The organism is Streptomyces sp. TBY4 (assembly GCF_024213195.1).
Lineage (GTDB): Bacteria > Actinomycetota > Actinomycetes > Streptomycetales > Streptomycetaceae > Streptomyces.
Genome location: NZ_JANAVF010000021.1, coordinates 100,918 through 123,676, shown reverse-complemented (window position 1 = coordinate 123,676; position 22,759 = coordinate 100,918). Strand labels below are relative to the sequence as shown.

Below are 22,759 nucleotides of genomic sequence, written 5' to 3'. Positions count from 1 at the left end.
GGCGCCCCACTCAGAGGGGAAAGCAATGACCCTGAACGTGAAGGAACGCCGCAACAAGGCGGGCACCGTGCTCGTCGCCACCGGCGAGATCAACAGCGAGACCTCCGGATCGCTGCTGCAGACGCTGCTGCCGCTGGTCCGCGAGGGCCGGCCGCTGCGCATCGACCTGACGGCCGTCACCTACGTCTCCAGCGCCGGGCTGCGCACCCTGCTCGTCGTCTACCGCGAAGCCCAGCACGCCGGGGTCGCCGTCACCCTCTACGGGGTGAGCGAGGAAGTCCGGTTCGTCATGTCGGCCACCGGCTTCCTCGACTTCTTCTCCACCGGGGAAGCCGCAGCGGCGGCCTCCAGGGCGAAGGCCGCGCGATGAGCGAGCCGGCCTCCGAACAGGTGCTGCGCGTCGACGCGTACCCGACCCACGAGGTGGGCGGGTACCGCGTCCGGGCCGGCAAGCCCTTCCCCTTCGGGGCCAACGTGGTCCCCGGCGGGGTCAGCTTCTCGGTCTACTCCGACCAGGCCACCTCCATGACCCTGGTCATCTACAAGCGCGGAGAGCCCGAGCCGATGGCCGAGCTGGAGTTCCCCCAGGAATTCCGCACCGGCAGCGTCTTCGCCATGACGGTCTTCGGCCTCGACCACGAGAACATCGAGTACGGGTACCGGGCCGACGGCCCCTACGACCCCGTCACCGGGCACCGCTTCGACGCCCGCCAGGTGCTCTCCGACCCGTACGCCCGGCTGATCGCCGGCCGCGACGTGTGGGGCGTGGAGCCGGACCGCAGCCGCGGCTACCAGTACCGCTCCCGGGTCTGCCTCCAGGACTTCGACTGGGGCGACGACACCCCGCTGGGCATCCCGGCCGAGGACCTCGTCGTGTACGAGACCCACGTGCGCGGCTTCACCCGGCACCCCTCCTCGCAGGTCACCGCCCCCGGTACCTTCGCCGGGCTGCGGGAGAAGATCCCGTACCTGAAGGAGCTCGGGATCAACTGCATAGAGCTGCTGCCGGTGTTCGAGTTCGACGAGAGCGACAACCCGCGCACCAACCCGGAGACCGGCGAGCAGCTCTTCGACTACTGGGGCTACAACACCGTCTCCTTCTTCGCCCCCAAGGCCGGCTACGCGGCCACCGGACGCTACGGCATGCAGGGCGACGAGTTCCGCACCCTGATCAAGGACCTGCACGCGGCCGGCATCGAGGTCATCCTCGACGTCGTCTTCAACCACACCGCCGAGGGCAACGAGCAGGGCCCCACCATCTCCTTCAAGGGGCTCGACAACGCCACGTACTACATGCTCACGCCCGAGGGGTACTACTTCAACTTCAGCGGCACCGGCAACACCGTCAACTGCAACCACCCCGTCGTGCGCAACTTCGTCCTCGACTGCCTGCGCCACTGGGTGGCCGACTACCACATCGACGGCTTCCGCTTCGACCTCGCGGCCATCCTCGGCCGCTCCCCGGACGGCACCCCGCTGCCCAACCCGCCGCTGCTGGAACTGCTCGCCTACGACCCCGTCCTGCGGCACACCAAGCTCATCGCCGAGGCCTGGGACGCCGGCGGCCTCTACGAGGTCGGCAACTTCCCGGCGTACGGCCGCTGGGCGGAGTGGAACGGCAAGTACCGCGACACCGTGCGCAGCTTCCTCAAGGGCGACCCCGGGATCACCGGGGAACTCGCCACCCGCATCGCCGGCTCGCCCGACCTCTACTCCACCCGCGGGACCTCGGCCTCGGTCAACTTCCTGACCGCGCACGACGGTTTCAGCCTGGCCGACCTGGTCTCCTACAACGACAAGCACAACGAGGCCAACGGCGAGGGCAACAACGACGGCGGCAACGACAACGCGAGCTGGAACTGCGGAGCCGAGGGGCCGACCGACGATCCCGAGGTCAACGCGCTGCGGCTGCGCCAGATGAAGAACGCCCTGGCCATCCTCTTCACCAGCCAGGGCATCCCGATGCTGCTGTCCGGCGACGAGGTGGCGCGCACCCAGCAGGGCAACAACAACACGTACTGCCAGGACAACGAACTGTCCTGGTTCGACTGGAGCCAGGTCGACGAGAACGCCGAACTGCTCCGGTTCACCAGGGAGATGATCGCCTTCCGGGGGCGCCACCGCGAACTGCGCTCCACCTCCCACCCCACCGGACAGCTCCGCGACACCCTCGGGCTGCCCGACATCAGCTGGCACGGGGAGCGGGCCTGGCAGCCCGACTGGTCGGCGGAGAGCCGGCTGCTGGCGGTGGCCCGCTGCGGCACCGGTGACGACGACGTGGTGTACGCGGCCATGAACTCCCACTGGGAGGCGCACGACCTGGAACTCCCGGCCCTGCCGGGCGGCCGCAGCTGGCACCTGTTCGCGGACACCGGGGCCGAGGCCCCGTACGACATCCGTACCCCCGGCGCCGAACTCGAACTGGAGAACGCCGGCAAGTACCTGATCGGCCCGCGCTCGGTCGTGATCCTCGTCGGCCGCACGCCCGACGCCGAGCTCTAGCCCGCGCTCCAGTCCACGTACCGAAGGAGACCTGACATGCCGCTTTCCGTGTCCCTGAGCATCGAGGGCGACACCACCGTGATCGAGCTGGAGGGCGAACTGGACGCCAGGACCGCGCCGGACTTCCACCAGACCATCGAGAAGGCCGCCGGCCACGGCACCAGCACCGTCGAGATCCGCATGGCCGGGGTCGGCTACATGGCCAGCGCCGGACTGCGCTCCCTGGTCTTCGCCCAGCAGAAGGTGGGGGAGCACGTCACCATCAAGGTGGTCGGCGCCATCGAGCCCGTCTCCCGGACCATCCGGACGGCCGGACTCGACCGCAGCATCGTGCTCTCCGACGACTGAGTCCGATGGACGAGGCGGTCGGAGTCAGGACGGCGAGGATGTCCGCCGAACTGGAAGTGCCCGCCACCCTGGGGGCCCTGGACGACATCGCCGCGCTCGTCCTGCGGCTGGCCGGGAGCGCGGGCCTGGGCAGAGGCGCCTCGTACCGGATCCGGCTGGCCGTGGACGAGCTGGCCACCAACATCGTGATGCACGGGTACCGGGGCGGCGACGGACGGATCACCGTCCGGGGCCGCTCCGGGCCGGGCCGGGTACGGATCTCGCTCGAGGACCGGGCCCCGGCCTTCGACCCCGTCCGGGGGCGGCTGCCGCCCGATGCGCGGACCGCCCCCGAGCGGCGGCGGATCGGCGGACTCGGCATCCACCTCGCACTGACCAGCGTGGACGAGTTCGACTACGTACGCAGGGACGGCCGCAACATCAGCACGCTGACTGTGATGGCTGAGGGGACGGACCCATGCCCTCCACGACCGTGATCATCCTCGACGAGTACCCGCCACCACCCCTCGAACTCCTCGGAGCACTCGAGGAGATGGGCGCGGCACTCGTACCGCGCACGCTGGCCGAACTGCTGGCCGGCCCCCTGGAGGAGCTGCCCGAAGCGGACGTCCTGCTCGCCCCGGCCCAGGCCGACGGTGAATCCGTACGGACCGCCGTACGCCGGCTGCGCCGCTGGGCCGGGGCTCCCATCGTGGTCGTCTGGACCGTGACGGAGTTCGCCGCCCTGGAGGAACACGTCCGGATCGGCCACGACTACCTCGTACCCCCCTTCCTGCCCGCCCTCGTCGGGGCCCGGCTGCACAGCTGCTCGGAGCGCGCCGGACTCGGCCGCACCCTGCGGGAGGCCGACGCCCGCGCCGAACTCATGGGCTACGAGAAGGAACTGGAGATCGGCCGCGAGATACAGGCCGGCTTCCTGCCGGAATCACTGCCGGTCCCCGAAGGCTGGGAGATCGACGTCTGCTTCCGGCCCGCCCGGCAGGTCGCCGGGGACTTCTACGACGTCTTCGAACTCTCCCGCGGCCGGCGCCTGGCCTTCGTGGTCGCCGACGTCTGCGACAAGGGGGTCGGAGCCGCGCTCTTCATGGCGCTCATCCGCTCCCTGCTGCGGCACACCGCCGAGAACAGCGGCCTCCAGCACCTGGTGGCCGAGGGCCGCACCGGCAACAGCCGGCGCATCCCCGTGGTGGGCGCCACACCGCTGCTCAACGCGGTCACCGCCACCAACGGCTACCTGACCCGCAACCACCTGCGGCAGGGCTACTTCGCCACCCTCTTCTTCGGGGTGCTCGACCCGCTCACCGGATCCCTCGTCTACATCAACGGCGGCCACAATCCGCCGCTCCTGCTGGACGCGGAGGGCGGCGCACCGCGCACGCTGGAGGTGACCGGCCCCGCCGTCGGGGTGCTGCCGGACTGCGTGTACACGCTCGGCTACGCCCAGTTGAACCCGGGCGACACGCTCTTCGTGTTCACCGACGGAGTGCCGGAGGCGCGCTGCCCGAGCGGCGGCTTCCTCGGCGACGAGCGGATGCTGGAGCTGCTGTCCGGACCCCCGGTCAGCGGCAGGGAGGTGGTCACCCGGATGGACAAGGCCGTACGCGAACACACCGGAACAGCCGAACAGCACGACGACGTCACCATGCTGGCCCTGCACCGGCCACGTGCGGCGCGGGGGCCGCACGCGGGCGGCGCCGAGTGCCGGGTCGTGGCCTGATGACCCGGACCATCGTGGTGCACTCGTACCGCGGCGGCACCGGAAAGTCCTCGGTACTGGCGAACCTGGCCCTGCTCCTGGCGGGCGAGGGGCGCCGGGTGGGGGTGGTGGACACGGACATCCAGTCGCCCACCCTGGACCTGCTCTTCCGGCTCTGCCCCGGCCCCTCGCTCGCCGACTACCTGCTCGGCCGGTGCGAGATCGAGGCCGCCGCCCAGCAGGTCGCCACGGCCCGCGGCCGCGGGAGCCTGTACGTCGTACCGGCGCGGACCGGGACGGCGGCCCTGCGGGAGCTCATGACCACCGGATACGACGTGGGGCTGCTCCCCGAGGGCTTCGACCGGCTGTCCGTGCACCACGCCCTGGACGTCCTGCTCCTCGACACCCATGCCGGGCTCAACAACGAGTCGGTCACCGCGATGGCGAGCGCCGACGTCCTGCTGATCATGGCCCGGGCCGACCGGATCGACCTGCTCGGAGCCCGGGAGACCATCGCCCTGACCGGCCGGCTCGCGTGCCGGCGGACCCTGGTGATGAGCATGGCGCCCGAGGGCATCGACCGGGAGGCCGCCCGGCTCCTGGCCGAGGAGTTCTACCGCACCCCCCTGGCCGGGATCCTTCCCTATGTTCCGCAAATGGCGGCGCTCCACGGGGAACGCATATTCTCCGAAGCCCATCCCGACCACCCCCTGGTCGGTGAATTCCGCACCATCATCTCGGCGTTGGACGCACGTGACGAAGTATCGCGGGCCTGACGTCCGGACCTTACGCCCCTTGCGGAGGGCGTGTTGAATCGGCAGCGAATCCAGCGCAGTCGGCCCTTTCAGACCAAGGAGAAGAGTCATGAAGATTCTCGTCGTCATGACGGCCAAGGCCACGCTTCATCTGCTGGACGGGGAACAACACCCCTCGGGTTTCTGGGCCGAGGAATTCACCGTTCCCTACACCCTCTTCAGGAACGCGGGCCACACCGTGGACGTGGCGACGATCGGGGGGCAGGCGCCGACGGTCGACCAGACCAGCATCGACCCCCAGTTCCTCCAGTGGGTCCGCCCCCAGGGTTCCGCGGACACCGACACGGCCAGCGCCCTGGAGTACACCCGTGTCATCGAGAACACCCCGCAGCTGAGACACCCGATCGCCCTGGAGACCCTGGGCGAGAAGGACATCGCCGGCTACGACGGCATCTACATCAGCGGCGGCCACGGGGCCATCGGCGACCTGCCCAAGTCCGACGAGCTCGCGCAGATCCTGCGCTGGGCCATCGCCCAGGACAAGCCCCTGGCCACCGTCTGCCACGGGCACACCGCCCTGCTGGCCCTGCGCGACGGCGAGGGCCAGTGGCCCTTCGCGGGCTACCGGATGACCGCCTTCTCGCACAGCGAGGAGCTCGTCACCAACATGGCGGGCCGGCTCCCGCTGATCCTGGAGGCCGAACTCACCCGGCTCGGCGCCCGCTACGAGAAGGCCGACGCGATCTGGGACTCGCACGTCGTGGTGGACCGCAGGCTCACCACCGGCCAGAACCCCTATTCCTCCAAGGCCCTCGCGGAGACGTTCTTACGTCAGCTCGCGCAGGGCCAGCCGTAGCGCCCTGCCCCTCGCACCCGAAACCGGAAGGCAGCCACAGCCATGACCCAGCGCGCGCTCAGCGACCAGCCCTTGGCCAACCCCGGGAAACTGTTCATCGGCGGCACCTGGGTCCCGGCCCGGGACGGCCGGACCGAACCGGACATCAGCCCGGTGGACGGCCAGGAGATCGTGCCGGTGGCCCAGGCGGCCGCCGCCGACGCGGACGCGGCCGTGGCCGCCGCCCGCACGGCGTACGAGGAAGGTCCCTGGAGCAGACTGTCCGCCCAGGAACGCGCGCTGCGGCTGAACCGGGTCGGGGAGCTCATCGAGCGCGACCTGGAGGAGATCGCCCTGCTGGAGACCGTGGACATGGGCAAGCCGTTCGCCTTCTCCTCCACGGTCGACGCCCCCATGGCCGCCCAGCTCATGCACTACTACGCCGGCGCCGTGACCCGGGTGGACGGCTCCTCCCGGGCTCCGGCCGGCGGGCAGCTCGCGTACACCCTGCGCGAACCGCTGGGCGTGGTCTGCGCCATCACCCCCTTCAACTTCCCGCTGCTCCTGTCGATGACCAAGATCGCCCCGGCCCTCGCCGCCGGGAACACGGTGGTCCACAAGCCCTCGCCGGCCACCCCGCTCACCGCCCTGAAGATCGCCGAGCTCTTCCAGGAGGCGGAAATCCCGGACGGGGTGCTGAACGTCATCACCGGTCCGGGCGTGGAACTGGGTGAGACCCTCACCGGACACCCCGGCATCGACAAGATCGCTTTCACCGGCTCCACCTCGGTCGGCCAGTCGATCATCCGCAAGGCGGCCGGCACCCTGAAGAAGGTGACGATGGAACTCGGCGGCAAGTCCGCCAACATCGTCTTCGCCGACGCCGACCTCGACGCCGCCGAGGAGCTCGCCTTCTTCGGCATCTACTACAACAAGGGCGAGATCTGCACCGCCGGCTCCCGGCTGCTGCTGCACCGCCCCATCCACGACGAGATGGTCGAACGGCTCGTGGCCCGCGCGGCCGCCCTGCGGCCCGGGGACCCGCGCGACCCGGCCACCCTCTTCGGGCCGCTCGCCCACCGCGGGCAGTTCGACAAGGTCAGCTCCTACATCGAGGTCGGCGAGAAGGAAGGCGCCGTCCTGCGCACCGGCGGCACCGGCTGGACCCCCGAAGGAGCCTCCTCCGAAGGCCTGTACTTCCTGCCGACCATCTTCACGGGCGTGGACAACGGCATGCGGATCGCCCAGGAGGAGATCTTCGGACCCGTCCTGTCGATCATCCCCTTCGACACCGAGGAGGACGCCGTGCGCATCGCCAACGACAGCGCGTACGGCCTGGCCGCCGGTGTCCACACCAAGGACCTGCGGCGCGCCCACCGGGTCGCCTCGCAGATCAAGGCCGGGACCGTCTGGGTCAATTGCTACAACCAGTACGACCCCGCCGTGCCCTACGGCGGCTACAAGGCCTCCGGCTACGGGCGCGAGTGCGGCCCCGAGTCCCTGGAGAGCTACACCCAGACCAAGTCGGTCTGGATCGGCATGGACTGACGTCCCCCGCTCGCCCCTGAGACCACCTGAGGAGCCCCCGTGCGGATCGGCATCATCGGAACGGGCCGGATCGGATCGACCCTGGCCAGGATCCTCGTGGCGGCGGACCACCAGGTCGTGCTCGCCAACGCCCGGGGCCCTCGGAGCCTCGCGGCCCTGCTGGCCGAACTGGGCCCCGCGGCCTCGGCGGCGTACCCCGCCGAGGCCGCGGCCCAGGCCGAAGTCCTGGTGCTGATGCTGCCGTTCGACGGCGTCCGGGGGCTGCTTCCCCCGGACGCCCTGAACGGCACGGTGCTGGTCGACGCCACCAACGCGTTCAGCGGCCCGGGAGCACCACGGGACCTCGGCGGGCGGGGATCCAGCGAACTCGTCGCGGAATGGTATCCGGGCGCCCGGACCGTGAAATCCCTGAACACCATGCATTTCGAGACGCTCGCCGTCGCCGGCACTTCCGGTGGTCCGCGACTGGCCCATTTCACGGCGGGCGATGACGGGAAAGCAAAGGAAATCGTCGCGGGAATCATCACGGATCTCGGATTCGCTCCCGTGGACACCGGTCCGCTGCACTCCGGAGGAATTCTCCAGCAGCCCGGCGGACCCCTCTTCAACCGGCCGCTCACGGAAGCGCAGGCGCTGGCATGGACCTCTCACTGAACGTCAACGGAAGACCCGAGCAGTTCGCGGCCCGGCCGAACGAACTGCTCGTCGAACGGCTCCGCGACGGGCTCGGGCTGACCGGCACCAAGGTCGGCTGCGACACCGGCCAGTGCGGAACCTGCGTCGTCCGGCTCGACGGCCGCTCCGTCAAGAGCTGCCTGATCCTCACCGCGGCGGCCGCCGGCTCCGTCGTGACCACCATCGAGGGGGTCACCACCCCCGGCGGTGAACTCAGCGGCCTCCAGGAGGCCCTGCGCCAGGAACACGGAACCCAGTGCGGCTTCTGCACCCCCGGCATGGTCATGGCCCTGGGCGAGCTGGTCGATAACACCTGCGACCGCGCGGCGCCCACCGAGCCCGAGATCCGCGAGTGGCTCACCGGCAACCTGTGCCGCTGCACCGGCTACCACAGCGTCGTACGGGGAGTGCAGCGCGCCTGCTCCGCGGCCCGCGCGGAGGCGCCCGTGCAGCCGGCCACCACCGCCGCCGCGTCCGGACAGGAGGGGTGAGGGAGATGACCGCAGTCACGGGGGAGACCCCGCTCCAGGGCAACGGCGTGCTCGGACAGCCGCTGGACAGCCGCGAGGACCCGCAGCTGCTGCGCGGGGAGGCCACGTACGTCGGTGACATCGACCTGCCGGGCACCGCCCACATGGCGATCCTCGGCAGCCCCGTCGCCCACGCGAAGATCCTCTCCATCGACACCAAGGCCGCCGAGCAGCTGCCGGGCGTGCTGAAGGTGGCCACCGCGGCCGACTTCGCCGACGTGATGCCGCTGCCCTGCATCTGGATACCCGGCGGGGTCGAGAGCCACTTCCCGCCCCACCCCTACGGACTCCCGGGCTCCCGCCCGGTGCTCTCCGGCGACACCGTGCGCCACGTCGGCGACCCCCTCGCCGTGGTCGTCGCCGAGACCCCGCGCCAGGCCGCCGCCGCGCTCGCCGCCCTCTCCGTCGAGTACGAGCCGCTGCCCGTGGTCACCCGCGCCGACGAGGCCCTCGCCGAAGGTGCGCCCCAGCTCCACGAAGCCGTCCCCGGCAACCTGAACGCGTACTGGACCTGCGGGGACAAGGACCGCACCGACGCGGCCATCGCCGCGGCCGAGGTCACGGTGGAGCTCGATCTCGTCAACCAGCGCACCATCAACAGCCCCATCGAGCCGCGCGGCGCGGTCGGCGACTACAACGCGGCCACCGGCGAGTACACCCTGTACGCCTCCACCCAGGGCCCGCACAACCACCGCTTCCTGCTCTCCGCCCTGGTCCTCGGCATCCCCTTCAACAAGCTCCGGGTCGTGGCCCCGACCGTCGGCGGCAGCTTCGGCACCAAGGGGTACCTGTACCCCGACATGCCGCTGGTCCTGCTGCTCTCCAAGGCGCTCGGCCGGCCCGTGAAATGGGTCGACACCCGCACCGGGCTGATGAACTCCACCGTCCAGGGCCGCGACCACCGCCAGCACGTCACCCTGGCCGGCACCCGCGACGGCCGGATCACCGCCGTGCGCTGCACCAGCTACGCCAACCTCGGCGCCTACCCCTCCACCATCGGCCCCGGTGTCGCCACCGCCCTGATGGGCCGCTCCATCAGCGGCATGTACGACATCGACGCCGCCTTCTGCGAGGTCTACGCCGCCTTCACCAACACCGTCCCGCTCGGCGCCCAGCGCGGCAGCGGACGCGCGGAGGCCGCGTTCCTCATGGAGCGGCTCGTGGACCGCTACGCCGGCGAGATCGGCATGGACCCGGCGGCGGTGCGCCGCAAGAACCTGGTGCCGAAGGAGAAGTTCCCGTACGACAACGGCCTCGGCTGGACCTACGACTCGGGCGACTACCAGCGCAACTTCGACCGGGCCATCGAGCTCTCGGACTACGCCGGAATGCCCGCCCGCAAGGCCGAGGCCCGCGCCCGCGGCAAGCGGCTCGGCGTCGGCATCGCCTCCTACGTGGCGATCTGCGGCGTCGGCCCCTCCACCCGGATGTCCCAGGAGGGCATGCTCGGCGGCACCTGGGAGAGCGCGAACATCCGCGTCCACCCGACCGGCGAGGTCACCGTCACCGTCGGCTCCGCCTCCACCGGCCAGAGCCACGGCACCGTCTTCGCGCAGGTGGCCGCCGACGAGCTCGGCATCGACCCGGCGCAGGTCCAGGTGTACGAGGGGGACACGCTCAAAGCCCCGTACGGGCAGGGGACTTACGGATCGCGCTCCTACAGCATGGCCGCGCCGGCCGTCGCCCTCACCGCCCGGAAGATCAAGAGCAAGCTGGTCAGGGCCGGAGCCGTCTTCCTCGGCGTCCCCGAGGAGAAGGTCGTCTACGGGGAGGGCAAGGTCTTCGAGGAGGGCAACGAGGAGAACACCAAGACCTTCGCCGAGCTGGCGATGGCCATGTGGTACGGCTGGGGGCTGCCCCCCGAGATCGAGCCCGCCCTCGACGAGACCACCCACTTCGACCCGCCGGACTTCAACTACCCCTTCGGGACGCACGTGGCGGTCGTCGAGATCGACGAACTGACCGGCGAGACCGAGGTGGTGGCCTACACGGCCGTCGACGACGCGGGCAACATCGGCAACCCGAAGATCGTCCTCGGCCAGATCGAGGGAAGCATCCTGCACGGCCTCGGCCAGGCCCTCATGGAGCACGCCGAGTACGACACGGACGGGCGGCTCGTCAGCCGCGACCTGAACCACTACGCCCTGCCGCGCGCCGCCGACGCGCCCTTCTTCACCCTCGACAAGACGGTCACCCCCTCCCCGCACAACCCGCTGGGAGCCAAGGGCGCGGGCGAGATCGCCACCGTGCCGCCCGCCGCGGCCGTCGTCAACGCCGTCGTCGACGCCCTGTCCGACCTGGGCGTCCGGCACATCGACATGCCCGTCACCCCCGAGAAGGTCTGGCGCCGCCTGAGAGGGGAATCCCAGTGATCCTCGCCGAGTTCGACTACGTACGCCCCGTCGGCCTCGACGAGGCCCTGACCCTGCTGGCCGGCCGCCCCGGCGCCCGGGTGCTGGCCGGCGGGCAGAGCCTGCTCCCCGGGCTGCGCACCGGCGAGGACCGGGCCTCCCTGCTCGTCGACCTCCGCAGGCTGGAAGAGCTCCGGGGGATCGAGCCGGTGCCCGGCGGGCTCCGGATCGGGGCACTGACCACCCTGGCCGAGCTGGCCGCCGACCCCCTGGTGCTGGCCGGGGCCCCGGAACTCGCCGCCGCCGCCCGCGCCAACGGCGACCCCCAGGTCCGCAACCTCGGCACGGCCGGCGGCAACCTCGCCGCCCGCGGCCGGGCCACCGACCTGCCCGTCGCCGCCATCGCCGCCGGCGTCACGGCCGAACTGGCCGGTCCCGGCGGGGTGTCCACGCTCACCGCCGAGGAACTGGCCGCCTCCGGGGTCCCCGCGGGCACCGTCATCACCGCCCTGCACGTCCCGTCCGGCTCGGGCGGCGGCGCCGCCTTCGAGAAGACCGCCGACCGGGCCACCCGCTACCCGGTCTGCGCCGCCGCCGTACGGATCACCCCCGACGGGCCGCGCATTGCGGTCACCGGAGCCACCGCCCGCGCCCTGCGGCTGCGCGGGGTCGAGGAACGCATCGGCGGGGGCCCGTACACGACGGAGGCCGTGCTCGCGGCCTTCCGCGCCGAACCCCGGGAGCTGTTCGTCCCGGGGCGCGGCACCTCGGCCGAGTACCTCGGCCACCTTGCGGGCGTACTCACCGCCCGCGCGCTCACGAGGGCCGTGCAGGCAGCCGCCTGACCGCCCACGACGGGGGAGTTGAAGCAGTGGAACCGTTGCCCACGACAGCACGGACCGCGCGGTCCGCCACCACCACGGGGGTCACCTTGCGTCCAGCCGCCGGCGCCGCCGGCGCACCGGGAGGCTCCGGCTTCCGGGTGGTCGGCGCGGTCCTCGTCCTGCTGATGCTCTCCTCCTCCGTCCCCTCGGCCCTCTACGTGCTCTACCAGCAGGAGTGGGGCCTGTCCTCCGGCATGATCACGGTGGTCTTCGCCCTGTACGCCGTCACCGTGCTCGCCGGACTCCTGCTGTTCGGCTCCCTGTCCGACACCCTGGGCCGGCGGCCCGTGCTCGCCGCCGGGCTGGTCCTCGCGATCGTCGCCATGGGGCTGTTCGCCTCGGCCCAGGGGCTCGGCCTGCTGCTCGCCGCCCGCGCCGTCCAGGGGCTGGCCGTGGGCCTGGCCACCGGGGCCATGGGCGCCGCCCTGCTGGAACTCGCCCCCAGCGCCCGGCCCGCGCTCGGCGCCCAGGTCAACAGCGCCGGCCCGACCGTGGGGATCGGCCTCGGCGGCATCGGGGCCGGGCTGCTCGTGCAGTACGCACCCGCTCCGACCGTCCTGACCTACCTGCTGCTCGTCGGGGCCTTCGCCGGCTGCCTGATCGGCGTGGCCCGGATGGCGGAGAGCGCCCCGGGGCGGGCGGGCGGGGGCCGGTTCGCGCTCGCCCCGCACCGGATCCACATCCCCGCCCCCGTGCGCGGCCGCTTCGCCGTGCTGATCCTGACCATCGTGGCCGTCTGGTCGGTCGGCGGCTTCTACCTCTCGCTCGGCCCGCACCTGGCCCTCTCCCTCCTGCAGAGCACCAACTACCTCGTCGGCGGCGCCACCGTGGCCCTCCTCGCCGGAGCCGCCACCGCCGCCCAGCTCCTGCTGGGCCGCACCGAGGCCCTGCGCACCGCCGTCCTCGGCCTGCTCGGCCTGCTCGGCGGGCTGGCCCTCGTGCTCCTCGCGCTCGGACTCGGCTCGGCCCCCGTGTTCCTGGCGGCGACCGCGGTGCTCGGGGCCGGCTGGGGAGCCGCCTTCCTCGGCTCCTTCCGTGCACTGAGCGCCCTGGCCGAACCGGCCCACCGCGGCGAACTGACGGCAGCCGTCTACGTGTTCGCGTACCTCGCGATGAGCGTGCCGGCGGTGCTGGCCGGACTGCTCACCAACGTCCACGGCCTGCACCGCACCGCGGTCGGCTTCATGGCCACCGTCGCCGGGGTGTGCGCGCTGGCCCTGCTGGCCACCCTGCGGCTGGCGGCCCGGAACCGGGCGGAAGGGGGCGCCGCATGAGCGGGATCCCGGGCACCGCGGCGCTGCGCACCGCCCTGCGCGCACTGGAGATCTTCGAGGGGCTCACGGAGGAGCAGCTGGACTGGCTGGTCTCCGTCTCCGAACCGAGGGTGCTCGCCGACGGGGAGCTCCTCTTCCGCGACGGGGAGGAGGCCACGGGCTTCCACGTCCTGCTCTCCGGGGGCCTGGTGGTGACCAAGGTCGTCGACGGCCGGGAGGAGGTCCTGACCCGGCACTCCACCGAGGAGGAGAGCGCGGCCGCCGAGGACCACGACGGCAAACCCTCGGCCGCCCACCGCTTCACCGGCGAACTGCCGCTGCTGACGGACGGGGCGTACGTGGCCACGGCCGCGGCGAGCGGGCCGGCCACCACCGTGGTGGCGTACCCGAAGCCGGTCTTCTTCGAGATGCTGACCCGCTGCCACGGGGTGGCCGCCGTACTGATCCCCGTACTGGCCTGGCGCATCAAGTCCTCCGAGGTGCAGGCCCGCAAACGGGCCACCGTCGAGGCCCTGGGCACCCTGGCGGCCGGCCTCGCGCACGAGCTGAACAACCCCGCCGCCGCCGTGGCCCGCGCCGCACAGGAACTGGCGCCCGCGCTGGAGCAGCTGACCCGCTCCGCCCAGGCCTGGGGGGCGGCCGCCACGGACGCCGAGCGTGCCGTCTTCGACCGGCTCGCCGGGGAGCTGGACAAGACGGCGCCGCCGGTGGTCACCGATCCGCTGGCCCAGGCGGACGCAGAGGAGGCGATCGCCGACTGGGCGGAGGAAGCGGGCGCGGAGCGGGCGGTGCTGCTCGGCTCGGGGGTCTCCGATCTCGGAATGGACCTCGGCGGGCTGCTGGACCGGCTGGAGGGGATCGGCGAGCCGGCGCTGCCCGCGGCCCTGGACCATCTGGCGGCCCTCCTGGAGATCCGCTCGCTCGCCGCCGAGCTGCGGGCGGCCGGTCCGCGGATCTCGCAGCTGGTGTCGGCCACCCGGGATTACGCCAATCTCGACCGGGCGCCCGAGCAGCGGTTCGCCGTCACCGACGGACTGGAGAACACGCTGGTCGTGCTGCGTGCCAAGCTCGCCGGGATCGGGATCGTGCGCGCGTACGACCCCGACCTGCCCGAACTGACGGGCTATCCGAGCGAGTTGAACCAGGTGTGGACCAACCTGGTCGACAATGCCGCGGCGGCCATGGACGGCGCCGGAACCCTCACCCTGCGGGCCCGGGTCGAAGGCGTCTGCATGGTGGTGGAGATCGCCGACACCGGCTCGGGGATCCCCGAGGAGTCCCTGCCGAGGATCTTCGAACCCTTCTACACGACCAAGGACGTGGGGAAGGGGACGGGGCTCGGGCTGCACCTCAGCTACCGCATCGTGACCCAGCGCCACCACGGTTCGATCACGGCCCGCTCGCGGCCGGGGGAGACCCGGATGACCGTCCGGCTGCCGCTGTCCGGGACGGACCCGTCCTGTGCCGTGCCGGCCGTACCCGCCATGGACCCAACCGTTCCGTCCTCATCGCAGAGTTGAAATCGAAGAGCTGAAAGGGAGTCGACATGCCCAAGTACGACATCTCCACGCTGCACCCGGTGTTCGTCCGGCAGATGGACGCGCTCGCCGCCCTGGACATCGAGGCGGTCATGAAGAACTACACCGACGACGCGGTGCTGTTGCGCTTCGAGGGGGTCTCCGTCGGCATCGACGCGGTGCGCGAGACCTTCACCGGCTACCTGACGGTCAAGCCCACCCTCGTGGAGCTCCAGGAGTACGTGGAGACCGACGACACGATCTTCTACCGGGCGATCATGAACCTGAACGGCGAACCGGAGCACGCGTTCGGGACGCTCGTCGTCCGCGATGGCCGGATCTGGCGGCAGACTGCCGGATTCGGCGGCTGATTTCGGAAATCTCTGGGTAGCGTGTGCGGGGAGGGTGGGGAAGTGCACCCTCCCCGTATGCGCGACAGCCGTAGATATATGCAAGAACCGTGAAGGGGAGGTCATGGAAACCGAAACGGGCCGGGTCGAGGCATTCAGTGATGGTGTATTCGCGGTCATCATCACCATCCTTGTCCTGGAGTTGAAAGTTCCGGAAGAAACCGGATCCGACTTCTGGCACGGAGTGCGAGAGCAGTGGCCGCACTACGCCGCCTATGTGGTGAGTTTCCTCATCATCGGAGTGATGTGGGTGAACCACCACACCATCTTCAGTCACATCAAGCGGGTCGACCGTCCCCTGCTGTTCCTGAACCTCCTGGTGCTGATGGTCGTGTCGGTGGTTCCCTACACGACCAACGTGCTCGCCGAGCACCTCATGGAGGAGGGCGGGTCGGCCAACGCGGCGGCCGTCCTCTACAGTCTCCTCACGGTGGCCTACGCCTTGGCGTTCCTGGCCTTCTGGTGGTACGTCACCCGCGTCGGGCACCTCTTCCACGACCAGGTGGACAAGAACGGCGCCCGGGCCACCCGGGTCCGGTTCGGACTCGGCGCCATCGCCTACCCCTGCACCGTCGCCCTGGCGTTCTTCTCCGCCCCGCTCACCCTCGTCGCGCACTTCCTGATCGCGCTCTACTATGCGGCGAACCAGATCCCCATCCCCCTCGTGGTAGAAGAAGAGCGGCTCGAAACTGTCAGCGACCTCAGGAAGTAGCCGCACGGACCTACGGCCGTTCTCCGCGGTCAAGTAGGGTAATGGATCTAGCTGGTCGCGGGGGAGGCCCGGATGGCTCGCGTAGTCCTGCCGGAGGAATCCACGAAGGAAATCTCCGAATCGATCGACGTTCTGATCTCGCTCTTCTTCGAGTCGTTACCCCGGCGGGACCAGCGAAACTGGGCCCGCGTATACCTGAACGGCCTGGTGCGGACCAACGGAAAGAAAACAATTCGTAACATCGCCGGAACCGGGGCCAGTTCCGTCGAGCAGAGCCTCCAGCAGTTCATCAGCAAATCCCCCTGGGACTGGACCCCCGTCCGCCGCTCCCTCGCCCAGCACCTGGAACGCACCGCGCAGCGCCCGCTGGCCTGGGTGGTGCAGCCCATGGTCATCGAGAAGGCCGGGGACCGGTCGGTCGGCGTGGGGCGGCAGTTCGTCCCCCAGCTGGGCCGCACCGCCAACTGTCAGCAGGCCAGCGGCATCTGGCTCACCTCCAGCGATGCCGGCTTCCCCGTCGAATGGACCCTCACCCTCCCCGGGCCCTGGACGGCGGAACTCCTGCGGCGCCGGCGGGCCGGGATCCCCGACACGGCCCGCTCGCTCACCCCCGCCCAGGACGCGGTACACGCGGTCCAGCGGATGGCCGCCGGCTGGCAACTCCAGCGCAGGCCCGTGGTGATGGAGGTCTCCAACAGCGAACTTCCACAGTGCATCGAGTCGTTCGCGGCGCAGGACATCCCCTTCGTATTCAAAGTGGACGGCACCCTGCCCGTCTCCTTCGGCGGAGCCGGCCGGCACAAACCCGGACCGCACACCGCACCGGCCCGCGAGCTCATCGACTCCCTGCGCTCCCAGCGGCGGGTCGTCGAATGGACCCGGCACGGCCGCGCCGAGGGAGCGGTCACCCTGCTCACCTCCGCCGCCATCTTCGCCACCCCCGGCGAGGACCGCCTCGTACCGGCCCCGCCCACCCCGCTGCTCCTCGTCGGCGCCTGGACCGAGGCGGCCCTGCTGCCCACGGAGTTCTGGATCACCAACATCGGGGACCGGCCGCTCGCACAGCTCTTCCTGCTCGCCAAACTCACCGACCGGGTCGCGCTCGACTTCGCCGAGGTCTGCGAGCCCGCCGGAATCCGTGACTTCGAGGGCCGCTCCTTCCGCGGCTGGCACCACCACGCCACCCTCGCCAGCGTCGCCCACGCCGCGATGCTGCTGGGCGCGCGCGACCGGGGCACCCACCCCGCACCCGCCGAGCCCTACCCCGGCACGGCGCGGACCGCCCCCACCCGTACGATCGCCGCCGCGCACGCCGGGGGACCCCCTGCGCTGCCGCCGAGACCGGTCATCCCCGGGCAGAGCCCGCGCCGCGAGTACATCCGCTGATGCTGGACATCGCCGAAGAACTACGCGCGTGGTGCGCCGCCGGACGGGACTTCGCCGTGGCCACGGTGGTCGCCGTCAGCGGCAGCGCACCACGCGGTCCCGGTGCCTCACTGGCCGTCGACGCCGCGGGCACCGCGCTCGGCTCCCTCTCCGGGGGCTGCGTGGAATCCGCCGTGCACGAGCTGTGCCTGGAGGCGATCGCCTCCGGGCAGGGCGGTGTGCACCGCTTCGGGTACAGCGACGACGACGCCTTCGCCGTGGGGCTGACCTGCGGGGGAGTCCTCGACGTGCTGGTCACCCCGGTGCGCCGGCAGGACCCCGTGCGGCCCGTCATCGGGGCCGTGCTCGACGCGGCCCGCGGCGGGGCCCGCTGCGCGCTGGGCCGGGTGGTCTGCGGGCCGCCGCAGCAGCTGGGCCGGGCCATCGCCGTGCACGCCGACGGCTCCTACGAGGGCCGCCTCGGCGGGGGCGCCGCGCTGGACCGGGCCGCCGCCGAGCGGGTCCGGGGCTGGCTCGCGGCCGGCCGCACCGGCACCGCCGAGCTCGGCACGGCGGGCGGGCTCTGCGGACAGCCCCTGACCCTGCTGGTCGAATCGGCCGCCGAGCCGCCCCGGCTGCTGGTCTACGGGGCCATCGACTTCGCCGCCGCCCTCACCCGGATCGGCGCCTTCCTGGGCTACCGGGTCACGGTGTGCGACGCCCGGCCCGTCTTCGTGACCGCCGCCCGGTTCCCGGAGGCGGCCGAGGTGGTCGTGGACTGGCCGCACCGGCACCTGGCCGCGGAGTGGGAGGGGGGCCGCCTGGATTCCCGTACGGCGGTGTGCGTCCTGACCCACGACGCCAAGTTCGACGTCCCGCTGCTGACGCTCGCCCTGGGGCTGCCGCTCGGGTACGTGGGAGCCATGGGCTCGCGCCGCACCCACACCGAGCGGGCGCGGCGGCTGCGGGCGGAGGGCGTGCCGGCGTCCGCGCTGGCCCGGCTGCGCTCACCGATCGGCCTGGACCTCGGCGGGGGGACCCCCGAGGAGACCGCGCTCGCCATCGCGGCCGAGTTCACGGCCGTACGGTACGGCGGAACGATTCTTCCGCTGGCCCGGACCCACGGCCCCGTCCACGGGCAGGCGCAGGCGCCGGTGGCGGCGCCGGTGCACGACCGGAGGACCAAGGTCCCGTAGGAAGAGACCATCCAGCCCAAAATGTCCTGGACGATCAGCCGGGGCGGTGTGAACTCCAGGTCGTGTGAGAATGAAGTACGTGCGTTCCTCGACTGCCCTGTCGGGGTCACCTCCGAACGACTGGGATGTTCAGCACGTGCGTTTTCTCAATGACCTGAAGCCGCCGTACGACCTGACGTACGACGACGTATTCATGGTGCCGAGCCGCTCCGCGGTCGGTTCCCGCCAGGGCGTCGACCTTTCCGCGCCTGACGGCACCGGCACCACCATTCCGCTGGTCGTGGCCAACATGACCGCCATCGCCGGCCGCCGGATGGCCGAGACGGTCGCCCGCCGCGGCGGCATCGTCGTCATCCCGCAGGACATCCCGATCGACGTCGTCACCGACGTGATCTCCTGGGTGAAGACCCGCCACCTCGTGCTCGACACCCCGATCACGCTGGCCCCCACCCAGACCGTCGCCGACGCGCTGTCCCTGCTGCCCAAGCGCGCGCACGGCGCCGGCGTGGTCGTCGACGCGGACGGCCGCCCGGTGGGCGTCGTCACCGACCACGACCTGACCGGCGTGGACCGCTTCACCCAGCTCTCCGAGGTCATGTCGAAGGAGCTCCTGCTCATCGACGCCGACATCGACCCCCGCGACGCCTTCAACCAGCTCGACGCCGGCCACCGCAAGCTGGCCCCCGCCGTCGACAAGGACGGCAGGCTCGTCGGCATCCTCACCCGCAAGGCCGCGCTGCGCGCGACCCTGTACACCCCCGCCACCGACGCCAACGGCAAGCTGCGCATCGCCGCCGCCGTCGGCATCAACGGCGACTTCGTGGCCAAGGCCAAGCAGCTGCTCGACGCGGGCGTGGACACGCTCGTCATCGACACCGCGCACGGCCACCAGGAATCCATGATCAACGCGATCAAGGCCGTCCGCGCCCTCGACCCGCAGGTCCCGATCGTCGCCGGCAACATCGTCGCCGCCGAGGGAGTCAAGGACCTGATCGACGCCGGCGCCGACATCATCAAGGTCGGTGTGGGTCCGGGCGCCATGTGCACCACCCGCATGATGACCGGTGTGGGCCGCCCGCAGTTCTCCGCGGTGCTGGAGTGCGCCGCCGAGGCGAAGAAGTACGGCAAGCACGTCTGGGCCGACGGCGGCGTCCGTCACCCGCGCGACGTGGCGATGGCGCTGGCCGCCGGCGCCTCGAACGTCATGATCGGCTCCTGGTTCGCCGGTACGTACGAGTCCCCGGGCGACCTGCAGCAGTCGGCCGACGGCCGCCTCTACAAGGAGTCCTTCGGCATGGCCTCCGCGCGCGCGGTCCAGAACCGCACCTCGGAGGAGTCCGCGTACGACCGCGCCCGCAAGGGTCTCTTCGAGGAGGGCATCTCCACCTCGCGGATGTTCCTGGACCCGGCCCGCCCGGGCGTCGAGGACCTGATCGACTCGATCATCGCGGGCGTCCGCTCCTCCTGCACCTACGCCGGTGCGGCCTCCCTCGCGGAGTTCGAGGAGAAGGCCGTCGTCGGCATCCAGTCCGCGGCGGGCTACGCCGAGGGCAAGCCGCTGCACGCCAGCTGGAGCTAGTCGCTCGGATTCACCTCTTCACTGCGCCGGGGTCCCCAGCTGGGGACCCCGGCGCAGTGCTGTCCGGGACCGCCTCCGCCACCTTTCCGAGTGCCGCCCTAGCGCCCCGGCCCAGACTGTCGAGCGCCGACGACGCGTCGTGCTGCCCCAGGCCGTGGAAAGGTGAAGACAGGTGGACACATTCAGCCGAGACTTCGGGCGGACTTCCGTCGTTCCCCCCGAGCTGGTGGTGCGGGAGGACGAGGGCGACACCGTGGCGCAGGCGATGCGGGAGGCGGCCGCCGCGGGCCGTGACATGACCGTCCGGGGAGCAGGCCGCTCGACCAACACCCAGACGCTGTCGCCCGGGGTCGTCATCGACAACTACCGCCCCGATGCCGTCCCGCGGTTCGTCGGGGACGACCACCGCGTCGAGGTCCCGAGCGGGATCACCTGGCTCGAACTGGAGCGGTGGCTGAACCGCCACGGCCGCTCCAATCCCGTCCTCCCCAGCTACCTCAACATCACCGTGGGCGGAAACCTCTCCATCGGGGGATTCGGGCTCGCCTCCTGCCGTTCCGGCATCCAGAGCGACCAGGTCCACGAGATCGAGCTCATCGACGGGACGGGCCGCGCGCGACGGTGCTCCGACCAGGAGAACTCCGAGCTGTTCCGCTACGCCCTCGGCGGCCTGGGGCAGGTCGGGTTCATCAAGAAGGTGGTCCTGCGGACGGTTCCGTACCAGCCCGTCACCCGTGCGGCCAGGATCGAGCACACCGGACTGGCCGACCTCACGGAATTCATGCTGAACGGCGTGCAGGAGCCGTGGGTGTCGAGCTTCTTCGGCATGTACGACCGGGCCTCCTGGTACTCGCACGTATCGCTCACCGACGACGCACCCGCGCCCGCGGACCCGGCGCAGGAGTTCCTTGTCCCCGACTACATGCAGTTCAGCCACGGCGAGACCGCGAAGGCCCTGCACCACCTGCTCGAAGAGGACTCCCACGCGAACATGTGGGTGGACCACATCTTCGACGAGGAGGGCTTCAAGCTCTTCACCAAGAAGGTGGAGGGCATGCTCGACGAGTACCCGCTCTCCGAGACCCTGGTCGCCCTGTACTTCCTGGTGATCCGCCGCCCCGAACAGGCCACCCCCTTCGTCCTCGCCCCCGTGGTGGACGCCCCGGTCCAGTACCTGATCGGCATCTTCACGGCCGCCGGGACCGGGGATTCCCGCGGGATCTCCGAGACCGGGCGGGTCCTGCGGGAACTGCTGGAAGCCTGCGCGGAGGCCGGGGGCCGCCCGTACCTCTACGGAACCCACGATTTCGACACCGACCTGCTCGAGCGGTTCTACGGGGCTCCGGCCCTGCAGCGGCTGCGGGAACTGCGCGAGGAGCACGCGCTGACCCACTTCGCCCGCCGGGCCTTCGGGGACGTACGGCCTTCCTAGCGGCGTCTTCCGCCGGTCGCCCCGCCCGCGGACCGACGGGCGGGGGCAGGTGGGCGGTGCCACGCTGGTCGTACCCGATCCGCGAAAGGCAGTCGCCATGATCACCACCGACTTCGTCCCCGGCTCCCCCTGCTGGCTGGACCTCGGCGCACCCGACGTACCCGCCGCTGCGGCCTTCTACGGGGCCGTCCTCGGATGGGACTACGAGTCCATGGGAGAGGGAGAGGGTGGCGGGGAGGCCGGCGGGGAGGGCGGCATGTTCCGGAAGGACGGCAAGATCGTCGCCGGACTGGGGAAGCTCACGGAGGAGGGCGCCCGCCCGGCCTGGATGATCTACTACAGCGTCCCCGACGCCGAGGCCACGACCAGTGCCGTCCGCAGCGCCGGCGGCACCGTCCGGGTGGAGCCGCGGCAGCTCGACGCGTGGGGCACGATGGCGCAGTACAGCGACCCGCTGGGGGGCCAGTTCGCGGTCTGGCAGCCCGGGGAGAACAAGGGCGTCGACCTCGTGGACCAGCCGGGCTCGCTGTCCTGGACCGAGCTGTACACGAGCGATGCCGCGGCCGCCCGGGAGTTCTACGGGGGCGTCTTCGGCTGGTCGTTCAGCGATATGCAGATGCCGGGCGGTGGGGGCACGTACACCCTGATCACCCCTGCCGGGCAGCCCGAGGGCCGGATGCAGGGCGGACTGATGGAGCTCTCAGCGGAGGACCTCGCGGTGGCGGGCGGACGGCCGTACTGGCACCCGGTCTTCCACGTCACCGACTGCGACGCGGCGGTCGCCGAGGTCACCGCGCGCGGGGGCAGCGTGCAGATGGGGCCCGCGGACGCCGAGGGCGTCGGCCGACTGGCCGTCTGCCTCGACCCGTCGAACGCGGACTTCGTGGTACTGACCCCCTCGGAGGCCTGAGCCCCACCCCGGACTGTCGGGCTCCGTCCCGGGCTGCCGGGTTCCGCCTTGGGGTGTTGGCCCGCCTTGGGGTGCCGGGCTCCGTCCAGGGCTACCGGGTTCCGCCTTGGGGCGCTGGCCCGCCCTGGGCTGCTGGGCCGCCCTTGGGTGCTGGCCCGTCTTGGGCTGCTGGGCTCCGCCTTGGGGTGTTGGGCCGCCCTTGGGTGCTGGCCCGTCTTGGGGTGCCGGGCTCCGCCCCGG

General features: G+C 71.4%; 21 protein-coding genes. All 21 read left to right on the top strand.

Annotation, left to right across the window (positions count from 1 at the left end):
• The first annotated feature begins 25 nt into the window (after positions 1-25).
• The 21 genes from NLX94_RS34400 to NLX94_RS34300 all read left to right on the top strand — a co-directional run bounded on the left by NLX94_RS34400 (position 26) and on the right by NLX94_RS34300 (position 22,519).
• Positions 26-370: an STAS domain-containing protein gene (locus NLX94_RS34400; protein WP_254387186.1), complete on the top strand. Its 345-nt coding sequence runs from the start codon at positions 26-28 to the stop codon at positions 368-370.
• Positions 367-2,502 (top strand): glycogen debranching protein GlgX, encoded by a 2,136-nt coding sequence (glgX, locus tag NLX94_RS34395; protein WP_254387184.1) that lies wholly within the window; start codon positions 367-369, stop codon positions 2,500-2,502. The genes NLX94_RS34400 and glgX overlap by 4 nt, the downstream gene beginning before the upstream one ends.
• Positions 2,503-2,538: 36 nt before the next feature.
• Positions 2,539-2,850, top strand: a complete 312-nt coding sequence (locus NLX94_RS34390) for an STAS domain-containing protein (protein WP_254387182.1) — start codon at positions 2,539-2,541, stop codon at positions 2,848-2,850.
• A 38-nt stretch (positions 2,851-2,888) separates the two neighbouring features.
• Complete coding sequence (locus NLX94_RS34385; protein WP_254387181.1) at positions 2,889-3,326, top strand: anti-sigma regulatory factor; 438 nt, start codon at positions 2,889-2,891, stop codon at positions 3,324-3,326.
• Positions 3,308-4,567: a PP2C family protein-serine/threonine phosphatase gene (locus NLX94_RS34380; protein ID WP_254387179.1), complete on the top strand. Its 1,260-nt coding sequence runs from the start codon at positions 3,308-3,310 to the stop codon at positions 4,565-4,567. Before NLX94_RS34385 ends, NLX94_RS34380 begins: the two co-directional genes overlap by 19 nt.
• The gene (locus NLX94_RS34375; protein ID WP_254387177.1) at positions 4,567-5,322 is read left to right on the top strand and encodes a MinD/ParA family protein; all 756 of its coding nucleotides are present in this window, start codon (positions 4,567-4,569) and stop codon (positions 5,320-5,322) included. The genes NLX94_RS34380 and NLX94_RS34375 overlap by 1 nt, the downstream gene beginning before the upstream one ends.
• A gap of 88 nt (positions 5,323-5,410) precedes the next feature.
• Positions 5,411-6,157: a type 1 glutamine amidotransferase domain-containing protein gene (locus NLX94_RS34370; protein WP_254387175.1), complete on the top strand. Its 747-nt coding sequence runs from the start codon at positions 5,411-5,413 to the stop codon at positions 6,155-6,157.
• A gap of 42 nt (positions 6,158-6,199) precedes the next feature.
• Complete coding sequence (locus NLX94_RS34365) at positions 6,200-7,684, top strand: aldehyde dehydrogenase (protein ID WP_254387172.1); 1,485 nt, start codon at positions 6,200-6,202, stop codon at positions 7,682-7,684.
• Positions 7,685-7,723: 39 nt separating this feature from the next.
• Positions 7,724-8,338, top strand: a complete 615-nt coding sequence (locus NLX94_RS34360) for an NAD(P)-binding domain-containing protein (RefSeq protein WP_254387171.1) — start codon at positions 7,724-7,726, stop codon at positions 8,336-8,338.
• Positions 8,323-8,850, top strand: a complete 528-nt coding sequence (locus NLX94_RS34355) for a (2Fe-2S)-binding protein (RefSeq protein WP_254387169.1) — start codon at positions 8,323-8,325, stop codon at positions 8,848-8,850. Before NLX94_RS34360 ends, NLX94_RS34355 begins: the two co-directional genes overlap by 16 nt.
• Positions 8,851-8,855: 5 nt before the next feature.
• Complete coding sequence (locus NLX94_RS34350; RefSeq protein WP_254387168.1) at positions 8,856-11,261, top strand: xanthine dehydrogenase family protein molybdopterin-binding subunit; 2,406 nt, start codon at positions 8,856-8,858, stop codon at positions 11,259-11,261.
• Positions 11,258-12,085: a xanthine dehydrogenase family protein subunit M gene (locus NLX94_RS34345; protein WP_254387166.1), complete on the top strand. Its 828-nt coding sequence runs from the start codon at positions 11,258-11,260 to the stop codon at positions 12,083-12,085. The genes NLX94_RS34350 and NLX94_RS34345 overlap by 4 nt, the downstream gene beginning before the upstream one ends.
• A gap of 35 nt (positions 12,086-12,120) precedes the next feature.
• Complete coding sequence (locus NLX94_RS34340) at positions 12,121-13,398, top strand: MFS transporter (RefSeq protein WP_254387164.1); 1,278 nt, start codon at positions 12,121-12,123, stop codon at positions 13,396-13,398.
• Entirely contained in the window at positions 13,395-14,918 is a 1,524-nt protein-coding gene (locus NLX94_RS34335; RefSeq protein ID WP_254387162.1) for an ATP-binding protein, read from the top strand. The genes NLX94_RS34340 and NLX94_RS34335 overlap by 4 nt, the downstream gene beginning before the upstream one ends.
• A 26-nt stretch (positions 14,919-14,944) precedes the next feature.
• Positions 14,945-15,286, top strand: coding sequence for a nuclear transport factor 2 family protein (locus NLX94_RS34330; RefSeq protein ID WP_243334431.1), 342 nt, complete (start codon positions 14,945-14,947; stop codon positions 15,284-15,286).
• Between the two features lie 103 nt (positions 15,287-15,389).
• The gene (locus NLX94_RS34325) at positions 15,390-16,037 is read left to right on the top strand and encodes a TMEM175 family protein (protein WP_254387161.1); all 648 of its coding nucleotides are present in this window, start codon (positions 15,390-15,392) and stop codon (positions 16,035-16,037) included.
• Positions 16,038-16,109: 72 nt separating this feature from the next.
• On the top strand, positions 16,110-17,423 hold the full coding sequence (locus tag NLX94_RS34320; protein WP_254387159.1) for a transposase: 1,314 nt from the start codon (positions 16,110-16,112) through the stop codon (positions 17,421-17,423).
• Positions 17,423-18,598: an XdhC/CoxI family protein gene (locus NLX94_RS34315; protein WP_254387157.1), complete on the top strand. Its 1,176-nt coding sequence runs from the start codon at positions 17,423-17,425 to the stop codon at positions 18,596-18,598. The genes NLX94_RS34320 and NLX94_RS34315 overlap by 1 nt, the downstream gene beginning before the upstream one ends.
• Before the next feature lie 136 nt (positions 18,599-18,734).
• Complete coding sequence (locus NLX94_RS34310) at positions 18,735-20,177, top strand: GuaB1 family IMP dehydrogenase-related protein (RefSeq protein ID WP_254387155.1); 1,443 nt, start codon at positions 18,735-18,737, stop codon at positions 20,175-20,177.
• Positions 20,178-20,349: 172 nt separating this feature from the next.
• Positions 20,350-21,609 (top strand): FAD-binding protein, encoded by a 1,260-nt coding sequence (locus tag NLX94_RS34305; protein WP_254387153.1) that lies wholly within the window; start codon positions 20,350-20,352, stop codon positions 21,607-21,609.
• A 97-nt stretch (positions 21,610-21,706) separates the two neighbouring features.
• Positions 21,707-22,519, top strand: a complete 813-nt coding sequence (locus tag NLX94_RS34300; RefSeq protein ID WP_254387151.1) for a VOC family protein — start codon at positions 21,707-21,709, stop codon at positions 22,517-22,519.
• Positions 22,520-22,759: the final 240 nt, after the last annotated feature.